Here is an 18,544-nt window from a genome sequence, read left to right as displayed (position 1 = left end):
GGTTCACAGACTGCCACTCATCTAGACGAGTAGATAGGAAGAAACCTTGCGCACCATCCGTGTGGAGACCTCGGCCGCGACGATCCTGCTGACCGAGGCACCCGAACCCAAAGGTCCGCGACCGGCAGACCGGCGAGATCGCCAAGGACATCAACAGCGGCGAGGCTCTGATGACCATCGGCGTCGTCTACATCGAGGAAGGGGAGTCGGCTCTGATCAAGGTCACCATCCCGGAGAGCGGCGTCTCCGAGGGACTGGCGCTCGGTGCTCCGGTCTCGCTGCCCGGTCTGGTGGCCCGGCCGTGGGAGAGCGTGTTCAACGGGCAGCAGCGTCACGGCATCGCCTACCGCGCCGCCGCCGTCACTCCGGCCGCCTTCCCGGCCGCCATGGGGGCCACGGCCTGATGACCGATCTGGCAACGCTTCTGGAGGTGGGTGGTCCCGTCGCAGCACTCGGCGGTGGGGCCGCCTACGCCCGGGCCCAACACCCCGGCGTCTACTGGTCCACGGTCGGCCTGCCGCTCTCCACCGCCCGGCTGCTCAGCTCGTACAGCACCGTCATGGAAGCCTGCGGCCTGACCGTCGCCCCCCTCCCGGCTGCGGGTCCTGGCGGTCAAGGCCACCACTCGGCGCGAGGTGCGGCCTGTTCCTCCTCGTCGGGGCATCATCCGGCCCACCTCGACCGGGCTGCGGCTTCGACTGCGGCTCGCCCCGGGGCAGGGACCCGCCGACGTCGCCGCCTCGGCCGAACGGCTCCGGCACGCCTGGGGCGTTCACGCCGTGTACGTCACGACGGTCAAGCCCGGTGTCGTCGAACTGCGGCTCGTCGGCTTCGACGTGCTGCGCAAGGTCCGCATGCCGCGCAAGTCCCCGGCCGGGACGCTGAAGATACCGGTCGCTCTGCGCGAGGACGCGACGCCCTTCGTACGCGACTACCGCCACTGACCAGAGTTCACGCCCGCCTACCCCGAACTAACCGACCACGCTCTGAAAGCGGATGGCGTCGAAGGTCAGCGGGTACCGCGGATCATCACGGTGAGGACCGGTGAGGCCGGTGACGGCTGGCTTTGCCCGATGTCCTCGTACCTCCATGATCTGTAGAGCGCGTGGACCTTTCCGTCCCCGGCGGCCGAGTTGACCATGAGCGTCACGTACGGCTCGCGGCGCGTGGCGAGGAGGGCGTCGTGGATGCGGCGGGCGGTGCCGGTCTTTCGCCAGGTCGGCCGGACGCCGATCTCCTTCAGGGCCACCGCCGGGCGCTCGGTGTACTTCTCGGCCGGTGTCGGGCTGGTGCGCTGCCAGTAGCGGTCGCCGTGCTCGATGGTGTTGCCGTAGGCGTAGCCGACCGGATACCCGTCTGCGTAGGCGAGGACGGCCGTGAACCCCGGCTCGGTGCCGTGCCGGTCCAGACGCTCGCCGAACGCGGTGACCGCGTAGTTCGGCAGGTGGAGGAGCGGGGCGCGTACGTCGGCGTACACGTCGAGGAGGTCGCCGCGGGCGGTGTCGAGGGTGGTGAAGGTGCGCAGTTCGATGGCGGGCGCCGTGGTCATGCGGCCATCCTCCAGGTGGCGGTGTGCTCGGTCCAGGTTTGTGCGGTGGAGCTGCCCGGCGCGGTGGCGCGCAGTGCGGCTCCGAACTCCTGCAGCATGCGCGTGACCCGGGCGTGCTGGGTGGCGGCCTCGACGGGGACCTTCATCGCGGTGGCCGTGGCGGCGTCGGGGGCGCCCTGGGCGAGCTGGGCGTGGGCGAGCCGGGTGGTGGTGATGGCCCGGGAACGGATCATGTGGGGCCGGAGCGTGGACATGCAGCGATGGGCGTGGTACTCGGCGGTCGAGTAGTCGCCGAGCGCCAAGTGCGCGGAGAGGGCCAGGGAGTCCAGTTCGGCCTGGTCGTAGAAGGCGAGCATCCACACCGGCCGGTAGTCGGCGGGGTCGGCGCGGAGCATGGCGTCCTGGGCCTGCTCGAAGGCTCGGTGGGTGCCGGTGCGGTCTTGTGCTGCGCCGTGGATGGCGCCCTGGCGGGCCAGGCCGAGGGACGCGAACAGGGGGTCGCGGCGTGTGAGGTGCAGGTTGCGGGCGACGTCGTTGGCGGCGAACGCGTCCGCCGGGCGGCCCATGTGCCGGTACATGGTGCCCGCGTGGCTCCAGATGCGGAACTTGATCGTCTGATCGCCGGACATCTCGGCGAGGGCCTGGGCTTCGCGCATGTGCGCCTTGGCGACGTTGTAGCGCCGGCCGTCGATGGCGGCCCACATTGCGGAGGAGCGGAAGGCGGCTGCGGAGGCGTAGAGGTTGCTGCGTACGCGCTGGGTGGCGCTGCCTGCGTTCTGGAGGTTGAGCGCCTCGTCGGCGAGGGCGGCGGCCCGCTGCTCGATGCCTAGTTGTCCGCCGTGGCGGTGGTCGCTGGCGATGATCTCGGCGAAGCGCTTGTTCAGGCGGTTGACGTCGCTCATGCCGATACGGCGCGGCGATGTGGTGCCGGGTGCGGCGGCGGCTGCGGCAGCCGCCGCGATGCTGCCGACGAGGGTGCGGCGCTTCATGTCGGGGTCCTCCTGCTGCGGTGGGGCCGGGGTGGACGAAGGCCGGCTCCGTGGCACGAACCCTAAAGCGACGGCGGGTAATCCGGTGACGTCCTCAAGTGCCTTGCGTGCAGCTGATTTTGGCCAGGTGACCCGGCCCGCTTTCCACGCGCGGACCGATGAGCCGTCGAGTCCTCCGGGGCGCCCGGTCAACCGTTCAATGGCCCTGTTCACGGCCTCGGCTAGGCTGTTGGAGCTGTAGCCGTGTTCGGTCATCCACGCCTCAAGAACGGTGTTGCGGGTGGTGTCCATACGGGCACGGTAGTCCGCGCGATCCCCACTCGTCAGGTAAAGGAAAGGTCAAAACACCCTAGGTGGCTGCGTCGGCTGAACGCCTGAACGTCCTAACCAACTCGCTGTGAAAGGGAGTTGTCTGGGTGCTGGTCGCCCGCCGCGCCCCACCGTGCGAGCGGCTGTTGACGGCCCGGCCCTCCCCTGAGGTTCCCCCGCGGGGGAGGGCCGGGCGCCGAGACGACACGAAGGCTCCACCCTGATGACGAGTCTGAGAACCCCAGTTGAGGCCCTCTCCGCCGGCCACCCCACGTACAGCCAGACCTTCCCGTGCGAGCCGTCCACGGCCGAGCTCGGCCGCGATCTCGTCCGAGACGTCCTCGGGGTGTGGCGCCTCGACGGCCTCGCCGCGCTGATCATCACGGAGCTCATCGCGAATGCCTCCAGACACACCCCGTGTCCCGAGATCCGCCTCACGGTTGGACGGCCGAGCGCGACTCGACTGCGTGTCGGGGTCGTGGACCGGGAACCGTCGCGTCTGCCCGTACTCAGTCAGGTGACCGACGACGACGAGTCGGGGCGCGGACTGCTCCTTGTCGATGCTGTCGCCGACCGCTGGGGCTACGACCTGCACGGCTCGGAAAGACGTCCTTGGGGCAAAGAGGTCTGGGCGGAACTCCGCACGGAGGGCGGCAAGTGAGCATCTCGGCCACAGCACCCTCGCCCCTTCCGGATCTGGCCCGACTCCGGCCTCGCCAGCAGATGGCCATCGATTGCGCCCTCTGCGCCCGGCCGCTGGGAGCGAGCGGTCGACGGCTGGGCGAGATACGCCACCCGGGCCTGCCGTTCCACCTCTGGGCCTGCGCTCCCAACTGCCAGGCCACCAGATCGACTATCCCGACCAGCTGAGAAAGGGGACGGCCTTCCACGGAGTGGCCGTGGATCACCGGTGATTGCTGGCTCGGCTGCGGGCGTACCGGTGTTTTGGTGATCTGGCTTGGCCCGGTGCAGTGGGGTGGGCAACACGTCTCGCCCTACTCGTGCAAGCAGAGCCTCAACCGCCTCAAGCTGCAGGCGCTCGCTTACTTCAGGGGGCGGCAGCCGACCTCCTCTGACGAAGGGAACGCCACATGGCAGACGAGAACGGATCCGGCGAGCAGCAGAGCCAGGGCTGTGCTGGTTGTGGCACCCGGAGCCCCGTAACGCGAGAGGCTACGGCGAAACAAAGCACAACACGAGGAGCAATCGATGACCGGTGTCCTGACGAGCGATCACCCGGCCTGGTACTCACAGGAGAACGGCACATTCGCGCGTGCCGTCCGTACGGCCTCCGGTATCTGGGTTTTGGCCCACGACAGGGAGGGCCTGCACATGCAGTGTGTGCAGGGCACCGAAGACGTGAAGCCCACGTTTGTCCCAACGGACCCCGCCTGCCTGCCGGCCACAGTCCCCGCTGTCCTGCGGGCCGGACTCGACGAACTCGGCATCACCCAGCGTGTGGCGAACCCATGGCTGTGGGATGCGATCAGCACCGCGATCCTGCGGCAGGTGGTACGCGCCGACCAGGCCCGCAAGCTGTACCGCGCCTGGTGCCGCACGTTTGGTACGACTGTCCAGAGCTTGTCCGGTGAGTTCGCCGTGGCACCCACGCCCACCGACGTCCTGAACTTGGCCGACGAAGAGTTCGCCGGCGTCGGAGCAAAGTTCCACCGCACCGCCCTGCAGGCCGCGGCTGCCGACTACCAGCAGCACCACACTGAGTGGGAACACCTGGACGCCGCCGACCTGGTCACCGCGCTGACGAGTATCCCCCGCATCGGTCCGTGGACCGCCGCGGCGGCCAGCGCCGACTTCACCGGCGACTTCAGCATCTACCCGCACGACGACCTCGCCGTGCGCACCTGGGCTGCTCAGATCGCCCCCGATCACCCGTGGCCCGACAAGAAAGACAAGGCATTCGGCCCGCTGTGGACCGGATGGGCCGGAACCGACCGCACTGCCCTGCACACCCTGACTCTCTCCACCCTCACCTGGGGCTCACATGCCCCATGACCTGGAGGATCCATGCGGCAGTTAGAGCTGGTCACGGGCGCCGACACCAACCGCGAGCTCGACGCGCTGTTCGTGAACGCGCCGCTGCGCGACTACACCCTGCGGCCGCGCACCAACGACTACACGCTTCCCGTGCTGGGCATGGCCTATATCGCCACCTACGCCCAGCAGGCTGGCTTCAACGTCGGCGTCCTCGACGCTGAGGCGCACGGTCTGGGCATCGACGCGACCGCGCAGATCGTGAACGGGGCCAAGCCCCGGTGGGCCGCGATGAACCTCCTCGCACCCACCTACGAGATGTCCGCCCGGATCGCCACCCAACTCGACCCCGCCATCGCCCTCATGGTCGGCGGGCACCACGCCAAGGCCATGCCGGACCGTGTCCTGGCCGACCCACGCCTGGCCAACCTGCGGGCGCTCGTCCTCGGCGAAGGGGAGCTACGCGTCGCCGCGCTCCTGGAGGACGGAACGCGTCGGCGGGAACTGCCCGGCGTGCTCTGGCGTGACCCGCTGCTCGGCACCCGGGCCGCGGGTATCGCCGACTCGAATACGAGCGCCCAGATGCTCGGCCCGGACATCAACGCCCTGCCGTACGTCAACCGCGTCTTCCTCCCTCAGGACCCCTACCAGGCCGCGCCCAATGCAACCGACCGGCGCCTCGCTGCCCGCCGCCCCACCGACTGGATCCAGGCCGCCGCCGACAGCGGGCACATGGAGGCCAACATCGTCGGCAGCCGTGGCTGCCCCTACAACTGCACCTTCTGCGGTGCCGCCTGGAGCGCCAACTCCGACGTCACGATCCGGGTCCGCAGCCCGGAGAACATCATCGGCGAGCTCGACCAGTTGCACGACAAGTACGGTGTGACCGCATTCCGGTTTGTCGACGACCTGTTCCTGGGCGTGCGCAACGTCATCGAGGAGCAGATGAAAGCGTTCGCCCAGCACCGGATCGGCGAGCGGTACGTGTGGGACGCCACCGGCCGTATCAACGTCCTTGACCGGGTCTCCGACAGCGAGCTCGAACGGCTCGTCTCCAATGGGCTGCGCGAAGTGGCCCTCGGTATCGAATCAGGCAGCGACCGCATCCTCAAGGCGATGGACAAGCGGATCAACGCCGAGATGACCGAGCGCGTCGCCCGCCGCCTGGTCGAACACGGCATCGGCGTCAAGGGCTACTTTATCCTTGGCTTTCCCGGTGAAAGCCAGGAAGACCTCGACGAAACCGTCCGCCACATCCGCAACCTGTGGCAAATTTCCGACCAGCACCCGGGCGACATGCGCGCCAGTGTCTTCGAGTTCCGCCCCTATCCGGGCACGCCCATCTGGCGGACCCTCATCCAGACCGGCCACGACCCGGACGCCCTGCTCGCATACGGCGACGTCGATCTCACGGGTGACGGCGCCGACGAGTCGATGCGACAGCGCGACGAGTTCAACTTCTCCGTCGGCATCCAGTTCGGTGACGTGCCGCTCCAGCGGATCCGGACGACGCTGGCGATGCTCACGCGCGAGCAGCACGACCGAAACCAGGGGGGCGAGGAGGTCGCCGTATGACGGGCAAGCGCACAGGATGGTTCGTGACGATCGACGGCCCCAGCGGGGTTGGCAAGTCCACGACGGTGAAGGCGCTCCACGACCATCTCACCACCCAGGGGCGTCCCGCACGGCGGACGGCCGAGCCGACCACCAGCGACCTGGGCCAGTTCATCCGCAGCCACGCCAACCAGATCCGCGGCCTGGCCCTCGCCTGCCTGGTGGCGGCCAACCGCTACGAGCACATCGAGAGCGAAATACAACCTGCGCTGCAGGCCGGCGAGCTGATCATCAGTGACCGTTACCTGCCCTCGACGCTGGTCCTGCAACGGCTCGACGGTGTGCCCTTGGAATTCCTGCTCGGCATCAACCGTCACGCGCTGCTGCCGGACCTCGCCGTGATCCTCACCGCGGAACCGGGACTCATCGCCGAACGCATCGCAACGCGCGGCGTCACCCATCGCTTCCATCTCGACCCCTCGGCGCCCGGCAGAGAAGTCGAGCTCTACGCCGATGCCGCATCCCAGCTGATGAGGCAGGAGGTGAAGGTGCTGCTTCTCGACACCAGCAATGCCACCCCATCGGACGTAGCACGCCGAATCGCCGACGCCATCCTGGCTCTGCCGATAGCGTCGGTCACCCCACCCATCCATCCGACCCCCCAAGGAACATGAGCGGACAACCGGCACAGCCCGTCATCGACACTCACGTCATCCTCCGCGACGGCGACAAAATCCTTTTCTCGCAGCGTGGCGGCCCGTACGGTCACGGCCGATGGCACATGCCGTCGGGCAAGCTTGACCAAGGCGAGCCCCTTCCCCACGGCGCCGCCCGGGAGTTGTACGAGGAGACCGGCATCACCGTCGACCCGGTTCACCTTCGCCTGGTCCAGACCGTGCATCACCGGCAGGACGCGCATGTGGAGCGGATCGGTTTCTTCTTCGAGGCCACCGCATGGGAAGGACAGCCGGTCAACAAGGAGCCCGAGAAGTGCCTCGCCCTTGAGTGGTTCACCGTGCACGACCTGCCCGACGACATCATCGAGTACCCGGAGGCCGGCCTGCGCGGCTACCTCGACGACAGCGGCCCTCTCACAAAACACGGCTGGCAGTAGATCGGCCGCCTTCTCCACCCCTAGTGACGTCGCCTGTCGCTCGGATCCCGGTTGCCCGCTCTCCCCATGGCGGATGTTCGGGGCCCTTGCACAAGGCAGCGGCCCCGGGTCTTTGGAGGAGGGGAGACCGGGTCCGCTGGTGCGGGGATGGAGAGTGGCCTACGGGGTCAGACCGCCAGGAGTCCCAGGCTTTCCGCAGGGTCGTGGGCAGCGCCGCCGTGTGTGCGACGGTTGCACGGTTGGGGCGGCTGCTGCTGTGTGGACCGGAGCGTTGGAACGCTGTGCTGCGCTGCGGGTCTGTGCTGTGCGTGCTCGTGTGCTTGGTAACGGCCTTGCGCTGAGGCGCTCGACACGCCAGGTCAGTACCCGTGCGAACGGCGGGCGTTGGCCAGGGCACGCTGGTCGACGGCCTGCTGGAGGAGCTGCTCCGGCTTGCGCGGCATCGGTCCGAGAGGACTCCGCCACATCGGCGTGAGCGGAAGCCGCGTTCGCCGGGGTGGCGACCTTGTCGAGAGGCTGGGGTGGCTTCTGCGCGATGGCGTCGTGGTTGTGGCTCGGCGTGGCTTCCGCTGGCCGCGCGGGCGGCGTGGGGTGGCGCTGGATCACGAGATAGAGGTGGACGGCTCCGGCCAGGGTGAGGGGAGCGATGGCCGACAGACACCGACGGTGACGTCGTCGAGGCGCAGGCTGTCGACGTGGCGGGTCTGCTGGTTGAGGCGGACGGCATGGAGGGCGTGGGCCCAGATGCTGGTGACGGTGGCCACTCCTCGATCACCATCACGGCCGACACGTACACGAGCCTGCTCCCCGAGGCGGATCTGGCGATCGCCGAGGCCGCAGCCCGGTTCGTACCTCGCGCCCGCGCCACCTCCGAAAACGCCGCCTCCGAAGCGGAGGGTGAGCCCGACGACACGGAGGATCCCGGCCCGGAGTCCGTGCCGGATGATGCTGATCCGTTGGGCGACATTCGGGAGATCAACTCTCCGTCCGCTCACGCACCGCTCACACAAACGGCCCCGGACGAGGAGTCCGAGGCCGAATAGGGCGCCTCCCTGGAGAGAAAGCCCCAGGTCAGCGACGTAATGCACTGTGCCCCCGGCAGGATTCGAACCTGCGACACCCGCTTTAGGAGAGAGGCTGGGGCGTCGAGCCGGTGACCTGCAGCTTCGATGCCTGACGAATTGCCCAGCAACTCGACCTCCAGGCACCCTTGTTAACCGTGGCTGACCGCTGCATCTGGCACGGCAGTGGCACGAAGCTCAGCCGACGACAGCCAGCCACGACGGCGGGTGCGCCGACCGACCACGCGCGCGTGTGCCTCGCTGCACCCCCACCAGCCTCAGCCACGCTATAGGGGTGTGTCGTCAACCAGAGCAAGCGGTCACGGCCAGCCCGTAACGCCGGAGCCGAAGACCCCGAAGCCTCCTAGGCGCAGACGGCCAGACTTCGAGACGACGGCCGGAGCCCTTAGCTTGAGAAGCATAAGCAGCCCTTAGCTTGAGAAGCATAAGCACCCTCCCCGTTGGTACTGCTCTGATCAGCTCTTAATCGCGAGATGAGGCTTATGCCCCCTGGGAAGGCGCCGCGGTTGACCGCTCCTTGCCGACGCCCCTGGCATGCATCTGGCACGACCTGCGTCGCTTCCGGATCCTAGCTATTAAGCTGCGTGCTGCGATTCTCCGTTACACTCCGTGAGGTTTCGCGCTTCCTTTTGGACGTCATCCATCTAAAATTACCATCGCCGATTATTCCGGTGACCTCTGGCAGAATCAATTTATTTCCAAAAATTGCATACTCTACGCCTGTCCGCTGTATCTGCGCTGTGTGTAGAATGTCAAACTCCACGCACCGGAAACCCTTATACAATTCTTCGGTGATGCGTTTATTGGCGTCGTAAGTGAGAAGCCACCTCAGAGGAGTTTGGCGCAGCAATTCCGCCAGCTCTTGGTGGTCTTCTCCTGTTAGTGAATCGAGGTAGAGTCTGTCTCCCTGAATGATGTAGGGCGGATCCACATACATCAAAGTTTCGTCGCTCTGCGGCTCAAGGTGTCGAATGAAGGAGCGTGCATCCATTTGTGAGATAGTAACGCGTTCGCGCAATTTTGCCAGATGATTGATCCTCTCAATGAGTGAGTCTCGATTAAATCTGGCATCGATCTTCCAATTTCCGGTTTGGTCGAGCCCACCGATCGGGCGCGCTCGCAGGATCCCGGATCGATTGCACCTATTCAGAAAGAATGTTGAGAAACCGAGTTCGATGTCAGATCGACCGGAAGGGTTATTGTAGATATCTGCGTGGCGATGCCATTCGTCGATGGTTACTTTTGCTGAGGCGACTGCTTCGGTAAGACTGTCGGAGTCAAAAAAAATGCAGCGCCACAGGGCTGCGACGCCTGGATCTAGGTCATTGATGTGAATGTGGTCTACTTCGTTGTCAACAAGAAGACGCAATGCGGCGCCCGCGCCCCCGGCAAAGGCTTCAGCGTACGATCGGGGACGCGGGCGTTGTCGCGAAAGGAGGTGCGCGATATAAGGCGCTAGGCGCGCCTTTCCTCCTGGATATCGCAGAGGACTGATATACCTCATCGCTTCTTCTCGATAAGTTCATCAATCTGCGTCAGCAGGGGGCCGTAAGCCAAGCTAAGTTTCCGGACTTCGGATGTGAGTGGGCTGGACTGCCAGTTGTGCACAAACTGGTGGAGGGTCCTCAGCACAAGTGCTCCTTCGTCCTTCTGCGAGAAACGCCAAGCATCCTTGAGCGCCGGGTTGTTCTGTGCCGGATCAACCTGATGGAGCGCGGCACCGATCCGGCTCTTAAGGTCGCCTTGGCCCCGGCTCCAGCCGAGTTGATGCGCGGCGTCGAGAACTACGATGTCCACTACGATCCGTACCATGATAGCTGCGATGTTTGGCATCTCGTCGATACTGAGCCGCTTCGCCTCCTGGAATACCTCCGAAGTGCGAATGCTTACATTATGCAACGAAACGCTTTGAAATAGCCGCTTCTCGAAGTCTGGCCGTCTGCGCCTAGGAGGCTTCGGGGTTTTCGGCTCCGGCGTTTCGTTGGCCTCGACTGCCTCTGCGCTGCCAGCGGGGTTGGTGGTTGAAAACCTCTCTGGTTTATCGAGTCGATCTGCCAGCCGCGGCAAGTCCTCCTCGACTTTCTGCAGGTAGTTAGTCCGCTGATCCTTCGTTTTGATCTTATCCACCGAATAGGAACCGGCCAGATCACGGAACAGGCGAGAGAGGATTCGATGCATCCGCTCTTTGGGGAATTCGGTAATGACTGAATCTCCATTAAACGAGATGCCCAGTCTCTTCCGGATGTCCGGGTCTCCGATCATTCGACCCAGGTTGGTGATCCTGTTTTCCCGGACGGTTGCAACATTGGCGATGAGGTCGATGTCGTCTGTGAACCATGCATTCATGGCTTCCATGAGGAGTCTAGCTTTCTCCGTGGAATTCGAGCGGCCGCTAAACCTGCTTACCTCTGCGGAGTCCCACTTTACGACACCGACGCCCTTGTTCTCTCCGGTGTGCCTGAGCTTGATCCACGGCGCGGCTTGCTGCCGGTTTTCTGCGATAACACACTGAACCCGCCGAGGGATTTCTGCCTTTGCGGCGATGGCGGAAAATTTCCGCTGCAGCTGAACGGTCGGAGCCAGGCTAGGTTTGTGGAGCAGCTTGAGCGTTGCGATCCTGCGGTTGCCCTCAAGGACAATATTCAGGTCACCATCGGGCATGACTACGATCAGTTCAGTCGGGTTGAGGCCTCTTTCGACGATGCTCCTGGCCAGCCGCAGGATCTTGTCCGTATCCTTATCGAGGATGGCGGCGATCGATTCTTCGAGACTGCTAGTTGGCTGTGCGTGCCGAGGGTTCAGCTCGTCCAAGGTCAGAGACGTCACATGCATGCTTGCTTGTTTCATGTCACTCATAGTCCTCGCCGCCCCCTTGCGGTGCACCACATTTTCTGGCATGCAGATCATACGTGGGTTGATGACCTCATTGCTATAAAGATGCTTTTCCGCCAGGTGGCCTGTAATCGTCTCGTGCAAGGTCGGCGGAGAGGGTTTGGCCGGTGTCCTGCCCGGAAGCTGATTGCTGTGCGCGCGGTACGGGCGCCGGCCGGGCTGGAGCGGGGCGGAGACAGGAGCGCAGGCCCGGCCGGGGGCCGGGCCGCGCGCGGGGAGCGGAGCGAGCCGCCTTGAACCAGTAGAGAAAGTTTGAATCATGGTCGGGCTCTGGCTTTGGTTCGGGGTGCTGGGAACTCGTACTCCTTGGGCTTGGTCCGGTGTGGTGTAGAACCGTGGGCATGGGGAGTGAGCGGCAGGAGCGGATGAGGGCGCTCGGGGTGCGTCTTCGGGCTCTGCGGGCGGATGTCGGCGTAACCGGTGCGGTGTTGGCTGAGCGGGCCGGTGTCGGACAGCCGACGGTGTCCAAGGTGGAGAACGGGCGCATGGTGCCCAGTCGCGATGTGCTGGACCGGCTGAGCCGTGCTCTGGGCCTGGATGAGTCGGCCACCCGTGAAGTGCGTGATCTGCTCGCCGCGGTGGAGGTCGCTGCGGACTCCGATACCGGTCCGGACCCTGGTCTTGTCCACGGCCTCGGCGGTGTGGCTCTGGATGAGGCGGTCCGCGGTGCCCGGCTGGTTCGGTCGTTTCAGTGTGTGGTGCTGCCGGCCATGTTGCAGAGCGCCGAGTATGCCCGGCATGTCTTCGGTAGTGCGCCGGATGCCGATCCCGTCGACATCGGTAGGGCCGTTGCTGCTCGTGTGGAGCGGCAGAGCGTCCTCTACGAGCCGGGGCGTGAGTCGGTGTTCGTGTTGACGGAGGGTGTGTTGCGGACCTGGCCGGGGACCCCGTCTCTGATGCTGGCCCAGTTGGACCGGCTGTTGGCGGTCGAGAGCCTGAGTACCGTGCGGCTGGGTGTCATTCCGTGGCGGCGGCCTGTGCCGGTTCTGCCGCGTCACGGATTTACCCTGTGCGACCGGCGGGCCGTGGTGGTCGAGGCGTTCCGTGAGGAGCGGGTCCTGGCGGAGGCGGGCGAAGTCGCTGCGTACGAGGGGGAGTTCAGCCGGTTCGAAGCAGCCGCTGTCTTCGGTGGTGAGGTGCGCGAGCTGCTGTTGCAGGTCATGGAGGAGTTCCGGGGACTGGCGGACGCCGTCACTCCATAGAGGAATAATTCCTTAGTATGCCTAGGTTGCTGTGATGTCTGGGAATACTCTGCTTCTCGTGCTGTCTAGCCCTCTAGACGAGGAGTGTTCCTGTGTTCACGAAATGGTGCCGGGCTTTCCCCGGCGTGCCGCAAGAGGTGGCGGGTGCCCGTCACTTCGTCGCCGCCATCCTCGACGGCTGGGGCGGTGTCGACGACGCGGTCCTGGTGGTGGGGGAGCTGGCTGCCAACGCCGTACGGCACAGCCGCAGCGGTGCGCTCGGTGGCTGGTTCATGGTGAGCGTCGACTTCGGCGGTGATGTCGTGCGCATCGAGGTGGCCGACCAGGGCGGCGACGACATGCCGCGCCTGCACAACGCCATGAGTCAGGCGGAGGGTGGCCGCGGGCTGCTGCTGGTAGCGGCATACGCCCAGGCGTGGGGCACCCGGCAGGCGGAAAAGGGCTGCGCCGTGTGGGCCGATGTCGCGCGGGTGGACGTGTGACTCCCTGTCGCGCGGCGGGGGAAGCCCGTGGGATATCTAGGCCGGGAGAGCGCGGGTGAGCCCTCGTGGCGTCCCCCGGCGAAGGTCGGGTTTCTATGTCGTCGGAGCGTGTACGGGCCTCCGCATCCCGCCCGAATCGTCTAGGGGCCTAGACTTACGGGCGAGGATGGGAGGCCAGGCAATGTCGGACGAGTTGCGGCGGATCACGGCGATCGATGACCCGTACCTGCTTCTGCGGGAGGTCACGAACCGGTTGGCCGACGCGCAGCAAGAAGTGACCGAACTCGCCCGGCTTCGTCGTCGCGTGGTCCAGGACCTCCACGCGCAAGGGCTGTCGTATGCGCAGATCGCAACGAAGGCCGGCCTGAGTCGCGGGCGGATCCATCAGATCCGGCACACCGGCCCGGCGCCCGAGGGGGCCTTCCTCGGTGCGGGCGGGGTCACCATCGTGACTCCGCTGCGATGGGACGGCGAGAAGAAGCGCCCGGTCGTCGCCATGGACGACGTGAACTCCGGCAAGCGTCTGGAAGAGCTGGCGAAGTCGTACGGGCTCGCAGCCGGCTCAGGTCATGTACTCGTGAACGGAGACGTCGACCTCAACCGTGACGGCCTGGTCGTCGTCTGCGGACCGGGCATGTCCCAGGCCATGAGGGACCTGTATGCCCAGGACCCGGTACTCAGTTGGGAGCACCCGGAGGGTGAGCCGTGGGCGTTGGTTGACCGGCGCACGGGCACGGCTCACCACGCGGGAGCGGACATCGAGCCGTACCGTCCGCATGACGTCGGCTACCTCGGCCGGCTGCCCCGGCCGGATGGCAACGGCTCGGTGCTCGCCATCGCCGGAATTCACACCGCGGGCTCCCTCGGCGTCGTGCACCTGCTCGCCTCCGACCTCAACGCGCTCTGGGGGCAGGTGGGGGAACGCCACTTCTCCACTCTGGTGAGCGTGGAGTACGACCCCGAGACCGACGAACCGCAATCCGTCGAACTCCTCTGCCCTCTCTACCTGCACGACGAGGAGACGGCGGCGTGAAGGTCGCCCTCGGCTCTCTGCCTGCCGACCCGGAGCGGGGGCAGGAGAACGAGGATTTCGCGGCCGCCGCTCCTGGTGTGGCCGTCCTCCTCGACGGTGCCGGCGTGGCCGGAGCGGAGACCGGATGCGTACACGGCGTCGCGTGGTTCTCCTCGACGCTGGGCAGCCTGCTGCTGAGCCGCATCGCGACGCATCCCGGCTGGCCGCTCGCCGACTGCCTGGCCGACGCGACCCAGGTCGTCCGGTCCTTGCACGAGGACAGTTGCGACCTGGCCTATCGGGCGAGTCCGACCAGTACGGTGGTCGCGGTCCGGGTCGGTGCGGGAGGTCTGGAGTATCTCGTACTCGGTGACTCGACTCTCCTCCTGACCGATGAGGACGGGAAAATCGCCGCCGTCACCGACCGGCGTCTGGACGAGGTCGGCAAACGGCTGCGCGGGCCGGTCGATGTCCTGCCCACCGGCTCACCCGAGCACGCTGCCGCGCTGGCTGAGTACCGCGACGCTCTGACGGGGCTGCGCAATCGGTCGGGCGGCTTCTGGATCGCCGGTCCTGACCCGCGGGCGGCCGAACACGCCCTTGCGGGAACTGTGCCGCTGGACTCGTTGGTATCCGTGACGCTGCTGAGTGACGGAGCGACGCGCCTGGTCGACCGCTTCGAACTCGCCGACTGGCAGGAGACGGTGACCGTCCTCAATCACTCCGGGCCCGATGAGCTGATTCGCCGTGTGCGGGAAGCGGAGGATGGCGACCCGGACGGTAAGCGGTGGCCACGGGGCAAGGCGCACGACGACGCGACCGTCCTTCACTGGGTCCTGCCGTAGTTCGTCTCGCGGACGCCGAGACACGCTCGTATACCCCCCTAGACAGTTGACGGGGCGTCGGGTTACGGTTGTCGTCAACCCCCCTAGACAGATAGGGCGGGTCACTCCCCTGCTGTCTAGGGGGGTATTCAACCGGCGCGGTGCTGTTCAACGGACGCCGCCGACCCTGTGAGGTTCAGAAAATGCGTGTCATCCCTGTGGACACCTCGGCCGCGACGCTCCTGGTCACCAAGCTGCCCGAGGTCAAGGTGCGGGACCGGCAGACCGGTGAGGTCGCGGTGGACCCGGTGACCAATCAGCGGCTCATGGTGCTGGAGTTGGTGTTCATCGCGGCCGGCGGTTCGGACATGGTCAAGGTCACCGTGCCCGAACAGGGCATCGGCGAGGGCCTGGTGATGGGTGCCCCGGTCGTCCTGTCCGGCCTCATCGCCCGGCCGTGGGAGAGCGAGTTCAACGGGCGTGCCCGGCACGGCATCGCCTACCGGGCGGACGCGGTCATGGTCAACGCACCCGCGCCGGTGCGGGGCTGATCGCCGTGGCGGACACCGTACGGGTGCTGCTGCCCGTCCTGCTGGTCCTGGTCGTGCTGATGGTGATGCGCCGTCGGGTACCGGTCCTGTTCTGGTGGCTGGTCGGCTATCCGGCCGTCACACTGCGCGTGCTCGTCTCGTACCGGGCGACGATGGACGCCTGCGGCCTGACGGTTCCGGCCTCGGCCATCCGCCGGGCCACGGCCCGGATGGTGGGGCGGCAGGCAGCCCCCGTCCCGCCCCGTCACTCGTTCCCCCGGCCGAACGGGTCCGGCCTCACGATGCGGCTGCGTATGGCGGCCGGACAGGCGCCCGAGGACTTCACCGCCTCGGCCGACCGGCTACGGCACGCCTGGGGCGCTCACGCCGTGCATGTCCGCCCCACCAGGCCGGGGCGGCTCGAACTGCGGCTGGTCGGCTGGGACGTGCTCGCCGAGGTCCGCCCCGCCCGGCGGCAGCTGGCGGCCGGTCCGCTCCGCCTGCCGCTGGCGCTGCGGGAAGACGGGCAGTGGCACGTACGGGACTTCAGGACCGTGCCGCACGAACTCATCCTCGGCGCCACGCAGTCCGGCAAGTCCGTCTACCTGCGCAACCTGCTGTGCGGCCTGGCCCGGCAACCGGTTGTGCTCGTCGGCATCGACTGCAAATGGGGCGTCGAACTGGCGCCGTTCGCGCCCCGGCTGTCCGCGCTCGCCGACCACCCGGACCGGGCTGACCAGCTCCTCGACGCGCTGCTGGAAGAGATGGAGGCGCGGTTCCGGCTCATCGGGCTCCGCAGCGGGGCCGGTCCGGACGCCGTACTCACCTCGGACGTGTGGGGGCTGCCCGAAGCGGTGCGGCCGGTGCCGGTCGTGGTCGTCGTGGACGAGGTGGCGGAACTCTTCCTTGCCGCGAACAAGGACGACGAGAAGCGGCGGGACGCCATGGTCACCAAACTCATCCGCCTCGCCCAGCTCGGCCGCGCGGCCGGCATCCACCTGGAGGTCTGCGGACAGCGCTTCGGCTCCGAACTCGGCAAGGGCGCCACCATGCTCCGCGCTCAGCTGACCGGCCGTATCTGTCACCGCGTCAACGACGAAGCCTCGGCGAACATGGCGCTCGCCGACATCGCCCCTGAGGCGGCCCTGGCCGCCACCTCCATTCCCGCGGAGCGGCCCGGCGTCGCGGTCGTCGGCGACTCCTCCGGCGGCTGGTCCCGTGTCCGCTCGCCACACCTCACCCTCGACGACGCGGCGGCCGTCTGCCGAGACACCTCCGCCCTCGTGCCCGACCTGCCCCGCCTCGACGCCTTCCGGCCCGCCGTCGCCATGAAGTCCGCCGGGTCGGCCGCGCCCATCGCCGCGCCCGCCGCCCGCCCGGTGACCGAGTAACTGCGCTCTGTCCTCCCACGGTCGGCGTGACCGCCTCGCGCCGCGTCCCTACCCCTCCCATGCCTGAAACCAGCCCCCCATGCCTGAAACCGGAAGGAAGCCCATGTCACGCCCCACCATCTCCGAGGTCAACGCGTTCCTCGCCGACCTGCAGACGTTCCGTGAGAGGGGCGCCTGCTCCGCCGAGTACACCGCGCTCATGCACCGCAAAGCCGACCTGATGGAGCGCATCGCCGCCCACGCTCCGGGCGACGCCGAGGCCGCCGAGGTGGCCCGCCTCGCCCGTGAACGCGCCGACTCCCTCAAGCCCGGCAACTGACCACGCCCAGAACCCACAACCGACCACGCCGGAAGGAACGCCGTGCCCATGCGTGCCCACCTGGTCCGCGTCGACGCCGTACTCGTACAGGCGGTCATCGCCGGGGCCCTGTCCTTCTCCCACCTGCACGACCTCGCCGAAGCGGCCGGACAGGGCGGATGGAAGGCGTGGGCCTACCCCGTCAGCGTCGACCTGCTGCTGGTCGCCGCCTGGCGCCGGATGCGTGATCAGCAACGCGCCGGAGTACCGGCTGGGGGACCGCGACTGTGGTTCCTGGTCGCCCTGGCCGCGTCCCTCGGCGCGAACGTCGCCACCGCCGGGCTCCTCGACTTGGACCACGTCCCCGCCTCGCTCCGCGTCGTGGTCGCGGGCTGGCCTGCCATCGCCTTCTTCGGCGGAACTCTGCTCGCCCACGCACCGCGTGGCACGCAAGCGCCGGCCTCAACGGTGAGCGATACGGGTCAGGACACGGAATCGCACTCCGCCCTGGCCCCCGGTGACCTGCCCGAACGGGACGCGCCCCCGACACCGTCTCCCGCCCTCGACGCCACCCCTGATCCCGGTCCCGAACCCACCGCGCAACCGCAACCGCAAGCGGTTCCAGGCTCGGCCCCGTCCCCGGTGCCTGTTCCGGCCGTCGCGCTCCCGCCCGCCCTTGTCGAACGCGTCCGAGCCCTGGCCGCCGACCACCGCTCGACCACCGGCCAACCCGCCGACCCCGACGCCGTACGCGCCCGGCTCGGCCTGCCCCCGTCCATGACTCCCTCCATCGCCGCGCACCTCTGAGAGGAGCACCACCATGCCCCGCCGCTTCCGCAACGTCCGCCGTACCGGCCCCGTGAACGTCGCCACCTACACCGACCGCGGCAAAGACCGGCACCTGGCCGCCTGCACCGCACCCCGCTGCGACTTCTCCGCCGAATACGACAGCCGCGCCGCCGCCGAACTCGCCGCCCGAACCCACCGCTGCTCCGCCTGACAGGGAGACCACCGCCATGGACGTTCCACTCTGGCTCGCCCTGCTCTGCGTCGGGGTCCTGGGCGTCAAGCTCATCCGCCCGCCCTGGTGGCTCATCGCCGCCCTGCTCCTCGGCGGCTACCTCCTCGCCGACAGCCTGCTGACCCCCGTCATCGACTCCCTCGTCAAGTAGTCCAGGAAGGAGACCCGCTCATGTTCCGGCCGAAGATCCCGACCATGCCCCAGCCCACCGGCCCGGTGGCACCGCCCACCGTCGTCCAGCCGGCCACCACCCCGGCCGCACAATTCCCGCAGCCCGCCCCCCCCCCCCCCCCCCCCCCCCCC

Annotated in this window: 20 protein-coding genes and 2 pseudogenes; 18 read left to right on the top strand and 4 right to left on the bottom strand. The window is 67.3% G+C overall.

What is annotated here, in order from left to right:
* Positions 1-46 precede the first annotated feature (46 nt).
* Positions 47-404 (top strand): annotated as a pseudogene (locus ACLVWQ_RS37395) (hypothetical protein).
* Positions 404-938, top strand: a pseudogene (locus tag ACLVWQ_RS37390) (conjugal transfer protein TraS); the annotation flags it as partial. The pseudogenes ACLVWQ_RS37395 and ACLVWQ_RS37390, both read left to right, overlap by 1 nt.
* A 71-nt stretch (positions 939-1,009) precedes the next feature.
* Here ACLVWQ_RS37390 and ACLVWQ_RS37385 read toward each other — a convergent pair.
* Positions 1,010-1,549 (bottom strand): GNAT family N-acetyltransferase, encoded by a 540-nt coding sequence (locus tag ACLVWQ_RS37385; RefSeq protein ID WP_414113748.1) that lies wholly within the window; start codon positions 1,547-1,549, stop codon positions 1,010-1,012.
* A complete protein-coding gene (locus ACLVWQ_RS37380; RefSeq protein WP_414113747.1) occupies positions 1,546-2,829 on the bottom strand; it encodes an XRE family transcriptional regulator in 1,284 nt (427 codons plus the stop codon). Before ACLVWQ_RS37380 ends, ACLVWQ_RS37385 begins: the two co-directional genes overlap by 4 nt.
* Positions 2,830-3,070: 241 nt before the next feature.
* Between ACLVWQ_RS37380 and ACLVWQ_RS37375 the strand changes: the two genes are divergently transcribed.
* The 6 genes from ACLVWQ_RS37375 (at position 3,071) to ACLVWQ_RS37350 (ending at position 8,550) form a co-directional block, all read left to right on the top strand.
* Positions 3,071-3,508, top strand: a complete 438-nt coding sequence (locus ACLVWQ_RS37375) for an ATP-binding protein (protein ID WP_414113746.1) — start codon at positions 3,071-3,073, stop codon at positions 3,506-3,508.
* A gap of 548 nt (positions 3,509-4,056) precedes the next feature.
* Positions 4,057-4,860 (top strand): hypothetical protein, encoded by an 804-nt coding sequence (locus ACLVWQ_RS37370; protein ID WP_414113745.1) that lies wholly within the window; start codon positions 4,057-4,059, stop codon positions 4,858-4,860.
* Between the two features lie 12 nt (positions 4,861-4,872).
* Positions 4,873-6,414, top strand: a complete 1,542-nt coding sequence (locus tag ACLVWQ_RS37365) for a B12-binding domain-containing radical SAM protein (protein ID WP_414113744.1) — start codon at positions 4,873-4,875, stop codon at positions 6,412-6,414.
* Positions 6,411-7,067, top strand: a complete 657-nt coding sequence (gene tmk / locus ACLVWQ_RS37360; protein WP_414113743.1) for a dTMP kinase — start codon at positions 6,411-6,413, stop codon at positions 7,065-7,067. Before ACLVWQ_RS37365 ends, tmk begins: the two co-directional genes overlap by 4 nt.
* Positions 7,064-7,507 carry an NUDIX hydrolase gene (locus ACLVWQ_RS37355; protein WP_414113742.1) on the top strand — a complete coding sequence of 148 codons (444 nt, stop codon included), beginning with the start codon at positions 7,064-7,066 and terminating at the stop codon, positions 7,505-7,507. The genes tmk and ACLVWQ_RS37355 overlap by 4 nt, the downstream gene beginning before the upstream one ends.
* 695 nt (positions 7,508-8,202) lie before the next feature.
* Positions 8,203-8,550, top strand: a complete 348-nt coding sequence (locus ACLVWQ_RS37350; protein ID WP_414113741.1) for a hypothetical protein — start codon at positions 8,203-8,205, stop codon at positions 8,548-8,550.
* Between the two features lie 607 nt (positions 8,551-9,157).
* On the opposite strand, the gene ACLVWQ_RS37345 is transcribed toward ACLVWQ_RS37350, so the two are convergent.
* Positions 9,158-10,093, bottom strand: coding sequence for a DNA adenine methylase (locus ACLVWQ_RS37345; protein ID WP_414113740.1), 936 nt, complete (start codon positions 10,091-10,093; stop codon positions 9,158-9,160).
* Positions 10,090-11,436: a hypothetical protein gene (locus ACLVWQ_RS37340; protein ID WP_414113739.1), complete on the bottom strand. Its 1,347-nt coding sequence runs from the start codon at positions 11,434-11,436 to the stop codon at positions 10,090-10,092. Before ACLVWQ_RS37340 ends, ACLVWQ_RS37345 begins: the two co-directional genes overlap by 4 nt.
* Positions 11,437-11,822: 386 nt before the next feature.
* Between ACLVWQ_RS37340 and ACLVWQ_RS37335 the strand changes: the two genes are divergently transcribed.
* The 10 genes from ACLVWQ_RS37335 (at position 11,823) to ACLVWQ_RS37290 (ending at position 18,392) form a co-directional block, all read left to right on the top strand.
* Positions 11,823-12,683, top strand: a complete 861-nt coding sequence (locus tag ACLVWQ_RS37335; protein ID WP_414113738.1) for a helix-turn-helix domain-containing protein — start codon at positions 11,823-11,825, stop codon at positions 12,681-12,683.
* Between the two features lie 92 nt (positions 12,684-12,775).
* Positions 12,776-13,165 carry an ATP-binding protein gene (locus ACLVWQ_RS37330; RefSeq protein WP_414113737.1) on the top strand — a complete coding sequence of 130 codons (390 nt, stop codon included), beginning with the start codon at positions 12,776-12,778 and terminating at the stop codon, positions 13,163-13,165.
* A gap of 181 nt (positions 13,166-13,346) precedes the next feature.
* Positions 13,347-14,198, top strand: a complete 852-nt coding sequence (locus ACLVWQ_RS37325) for a sigma-70 family RNA polymerase sigma factor (protein ID WP_414113800.1) — start codon at positions 13,347-13,349, stop codon at positions 14,196-14,198.
* The gene (locus ACLVWQ_RS37320; RefSeq protein WP_414113736.1) at positions 14,195-15,022 is read left to right on the top strand and encodes a protein phosphatase 2C domain-containing protein; all 828 of its coding nucleotides are present in this window, start codon (positions 14,195-14,197) and stop codon (positions 15,020-15,022) included. The genes ACLVWQ_RS37325 and ACLVWQ_RS37320 overlap by 4 nt, the downstream gene beginning before the upstream one ends.
* A gap of 182 nt (positions 15,023-15,204) precedes the next feature.
* Complete coding sequence (locus tag ACLVWQ_RS37315; RefSeq protein ID WP_414113735.1) at positions 15,205-15,552, top strand: hypothetical protein; 348 nt, start codon at positions 15,205-15,207, stop codon at positions 15,550-15,552.
* Positions 15,553-15,611: 59 nt separating this feature from the next.
* Positions 15,612-16,922, top strand: a complete 1,311-nt coding sequence (locus tag ACLVWQ_RS37310) for an FtsK/SpoIIIE domain-containing protein (protein WP_414113799.1) — start codon at positions 15,612-15,614, stop codon at positions 16,920-16,922.
* 103 nt (positions 16,923-17,025) lie between these two features.
* On the top strand, positions 17,026-17,241 hold the full coding sequence (locus ACLVWQ_RS37305; RefSeq protein WP_414113734.1) for a hypothetical protein: 216 nt from the start codon (positions 17,026-17,028) through the stop codon (positions 17,239-17,241).
* A 48-nt stretch (positions 17,242-17,289) separates the two neighbouring features.
* A complete protein-coding gene (locus tag ACLVWQ_RS37300) occupies positions 17,290-18,027 on the top strand; it encodes a DUF2637 domain-containing protein (protein WP_414113733.1) in 738 nt (245 codons plus the stop codon).
* A 13-nt stretch (positions 18,028-18,040) separates the two neighbouring features.
* Positions 18,041-18,220: a mobile element transfer protein gene (locus ACLVWQ_RS37295; protein ID WP_414113732.1), complete on the top strand. Its 180-nt coding sequence runs from the start codon at positions 18,041-18,043 to the stop codon at positions 18,218-18,220.
* Between the two features lie 16 nt (positions 18,221-18,236).
* Positions 18,237-18,392 (top strand): hypothetical protein, encoded by a 156-nt coding sequence (locus ACLVWQ_RS37290; protein ID WP_414113731.1) that lies wholly within the window; start codon positions 18,237-18,239, stop codon positions 18,390-18,392.
* Positions 18,393-18,544 lie beyond the last annotated feature (152 nt).

The organism is Streptomyces sp. CWNU-52B (assembly GCF_047444975.1).
Lineage (GTDB): Bacteria > Actinomycetota > Actinomycetes > Streptomycetales > Streptomycetaceae > Streptomyces.
The sequence above is the reverse complement of the archived record's forward strand: the minus strand, read 5'-3'. Positions and strand labels throughout refer to the sequence as shown.

Excerpts from the sequence above, each read along its gene's own strand:
- ACLVWQ_RS37385 (WP_414113748.1), bottom strand. The coding sequence starts at position 1,549 with ATGACCACGGCGCCCGCCATCGAACTGCGCACCTTCACCACCCTCGAC.
- ACLVWQ_RS37380 (WP_414113747.1), bottom strand. The coding sequence starts at position 2,829 with ATGGACACCACCCGCAACACCGTTCTTGAGGCGTGGATGACCGAACAC.
- ACLVWQ_RS37375 (WP_414113746.1), top strand. The coding sequence starts at position 3,071 with ATGACGAGTCTGAGAACCCCAGTTGAGGCCCTCTCCGCCGGCCACCCC.
- ACLVWQ_RS37370 (WP_414113745.1), top strand. The coding sequence starts at position 4,057 with ATGACCGGTGTCCTGACGAGCGATCACCCGGCCTGGTACTCACAGGAG.
- ACLVWQ_RS37365 (WP_414113744.1), top strand. The coding sequence starts at position 4,873 with ATGCGGCAGTTAGAGCTGGTCACGGGCGCCGACACCAACCGCGAGCTC.
- tmk (WP_414113743.1), top strand. The coding sequence starts at position 6,411 with ATGACGGGCAAGCGCACAGGATGGTTCGTGACGATCGACGGCCCCAGC.
- ACLVWQ_RS37355 (WP_414113742.1), top strand. The coding sequence starts at position 7,064 with ATGAGCGGACAACCGGCACAGCCCGTCATCGACACTCACGTCATCCTC.
- ACLVWQ_RS37345 (WP_414113740.1), bottom strand. The coding sequence starts at position 10,093 with ATGAGGTATATCAGTCCTCTGCGATATCCAGGAGGAAAGGCGCGCCTA.
- ACLVWQ_RS37340 (WP_414113739.1), bottom strand. The coding sequence starts at position 11,436 with ATGAAACAAGCAAGCATGCATGTGACGTCTCTGACCTTGGACGAGCTG.
- ACLVWQ_RS37335 (WP_414113738.1), top strand. The coding sequence starts at position 11,823 with ATGGGGAGTGAGCGGCAGGAGCGGATGAGGGCGCTCGGGGTGCGTCTT.
- ACLVWQ_RS37325 (WP_414113800.1), top strand. The coding sequence starts at position 13,347 with ATGTCGGACGAGTTGCGGCGGATCACGGCGATCGATGACCCGTACCTG.
- ACLVWQ_RS37315 (WP_414113735.1), top strand. The coding sequence starts at position 15,205 with ATGCGTGTCATCCCTGTGGACACCTCGGCCGCGACGCTCCTGGTCACC.
- ACLVWQ_RS37310 (WP_414113799.1), top strand. The coding sequence starts at position 15,612 with ATGGTGATGCGCCGTCGGGTACCGGTCCTGTTCTGGTGGCTGGTCGGC.
- ACLVWQ_RS37305 (WP_414113734.1), top strand. The coding sequence starts at position 17,026 with ATGTCACGCCCCACCATCTCCGAGGTCAACGCGTTCCTCGCCGACCTG.
- ACLVWQ_RS37300 (WP_414113733.1), top strand. The coding sequence starts at position 17,290 with ATGCGTGCCCACCTGGTCCGCGTCGACGCCGTACTCGTACAGGCGGTC.
- ACLVWQ_RS37295 (WP_414113732.1), top strand. The coding sequence starts at position 18,041 with ATGCCCCGCCGCTTCCGCAACGTCCGCCGTACCGGCCCCGTGAACGTC.
- ACLVWQ_RS37290 (WP_414113731.1), top strand. The coding sequence starts at position 18,237 with ATGGACGTTCCACTCTGGCTCGCCCTGCTCTGCGTCGGGGTCCTGGGC.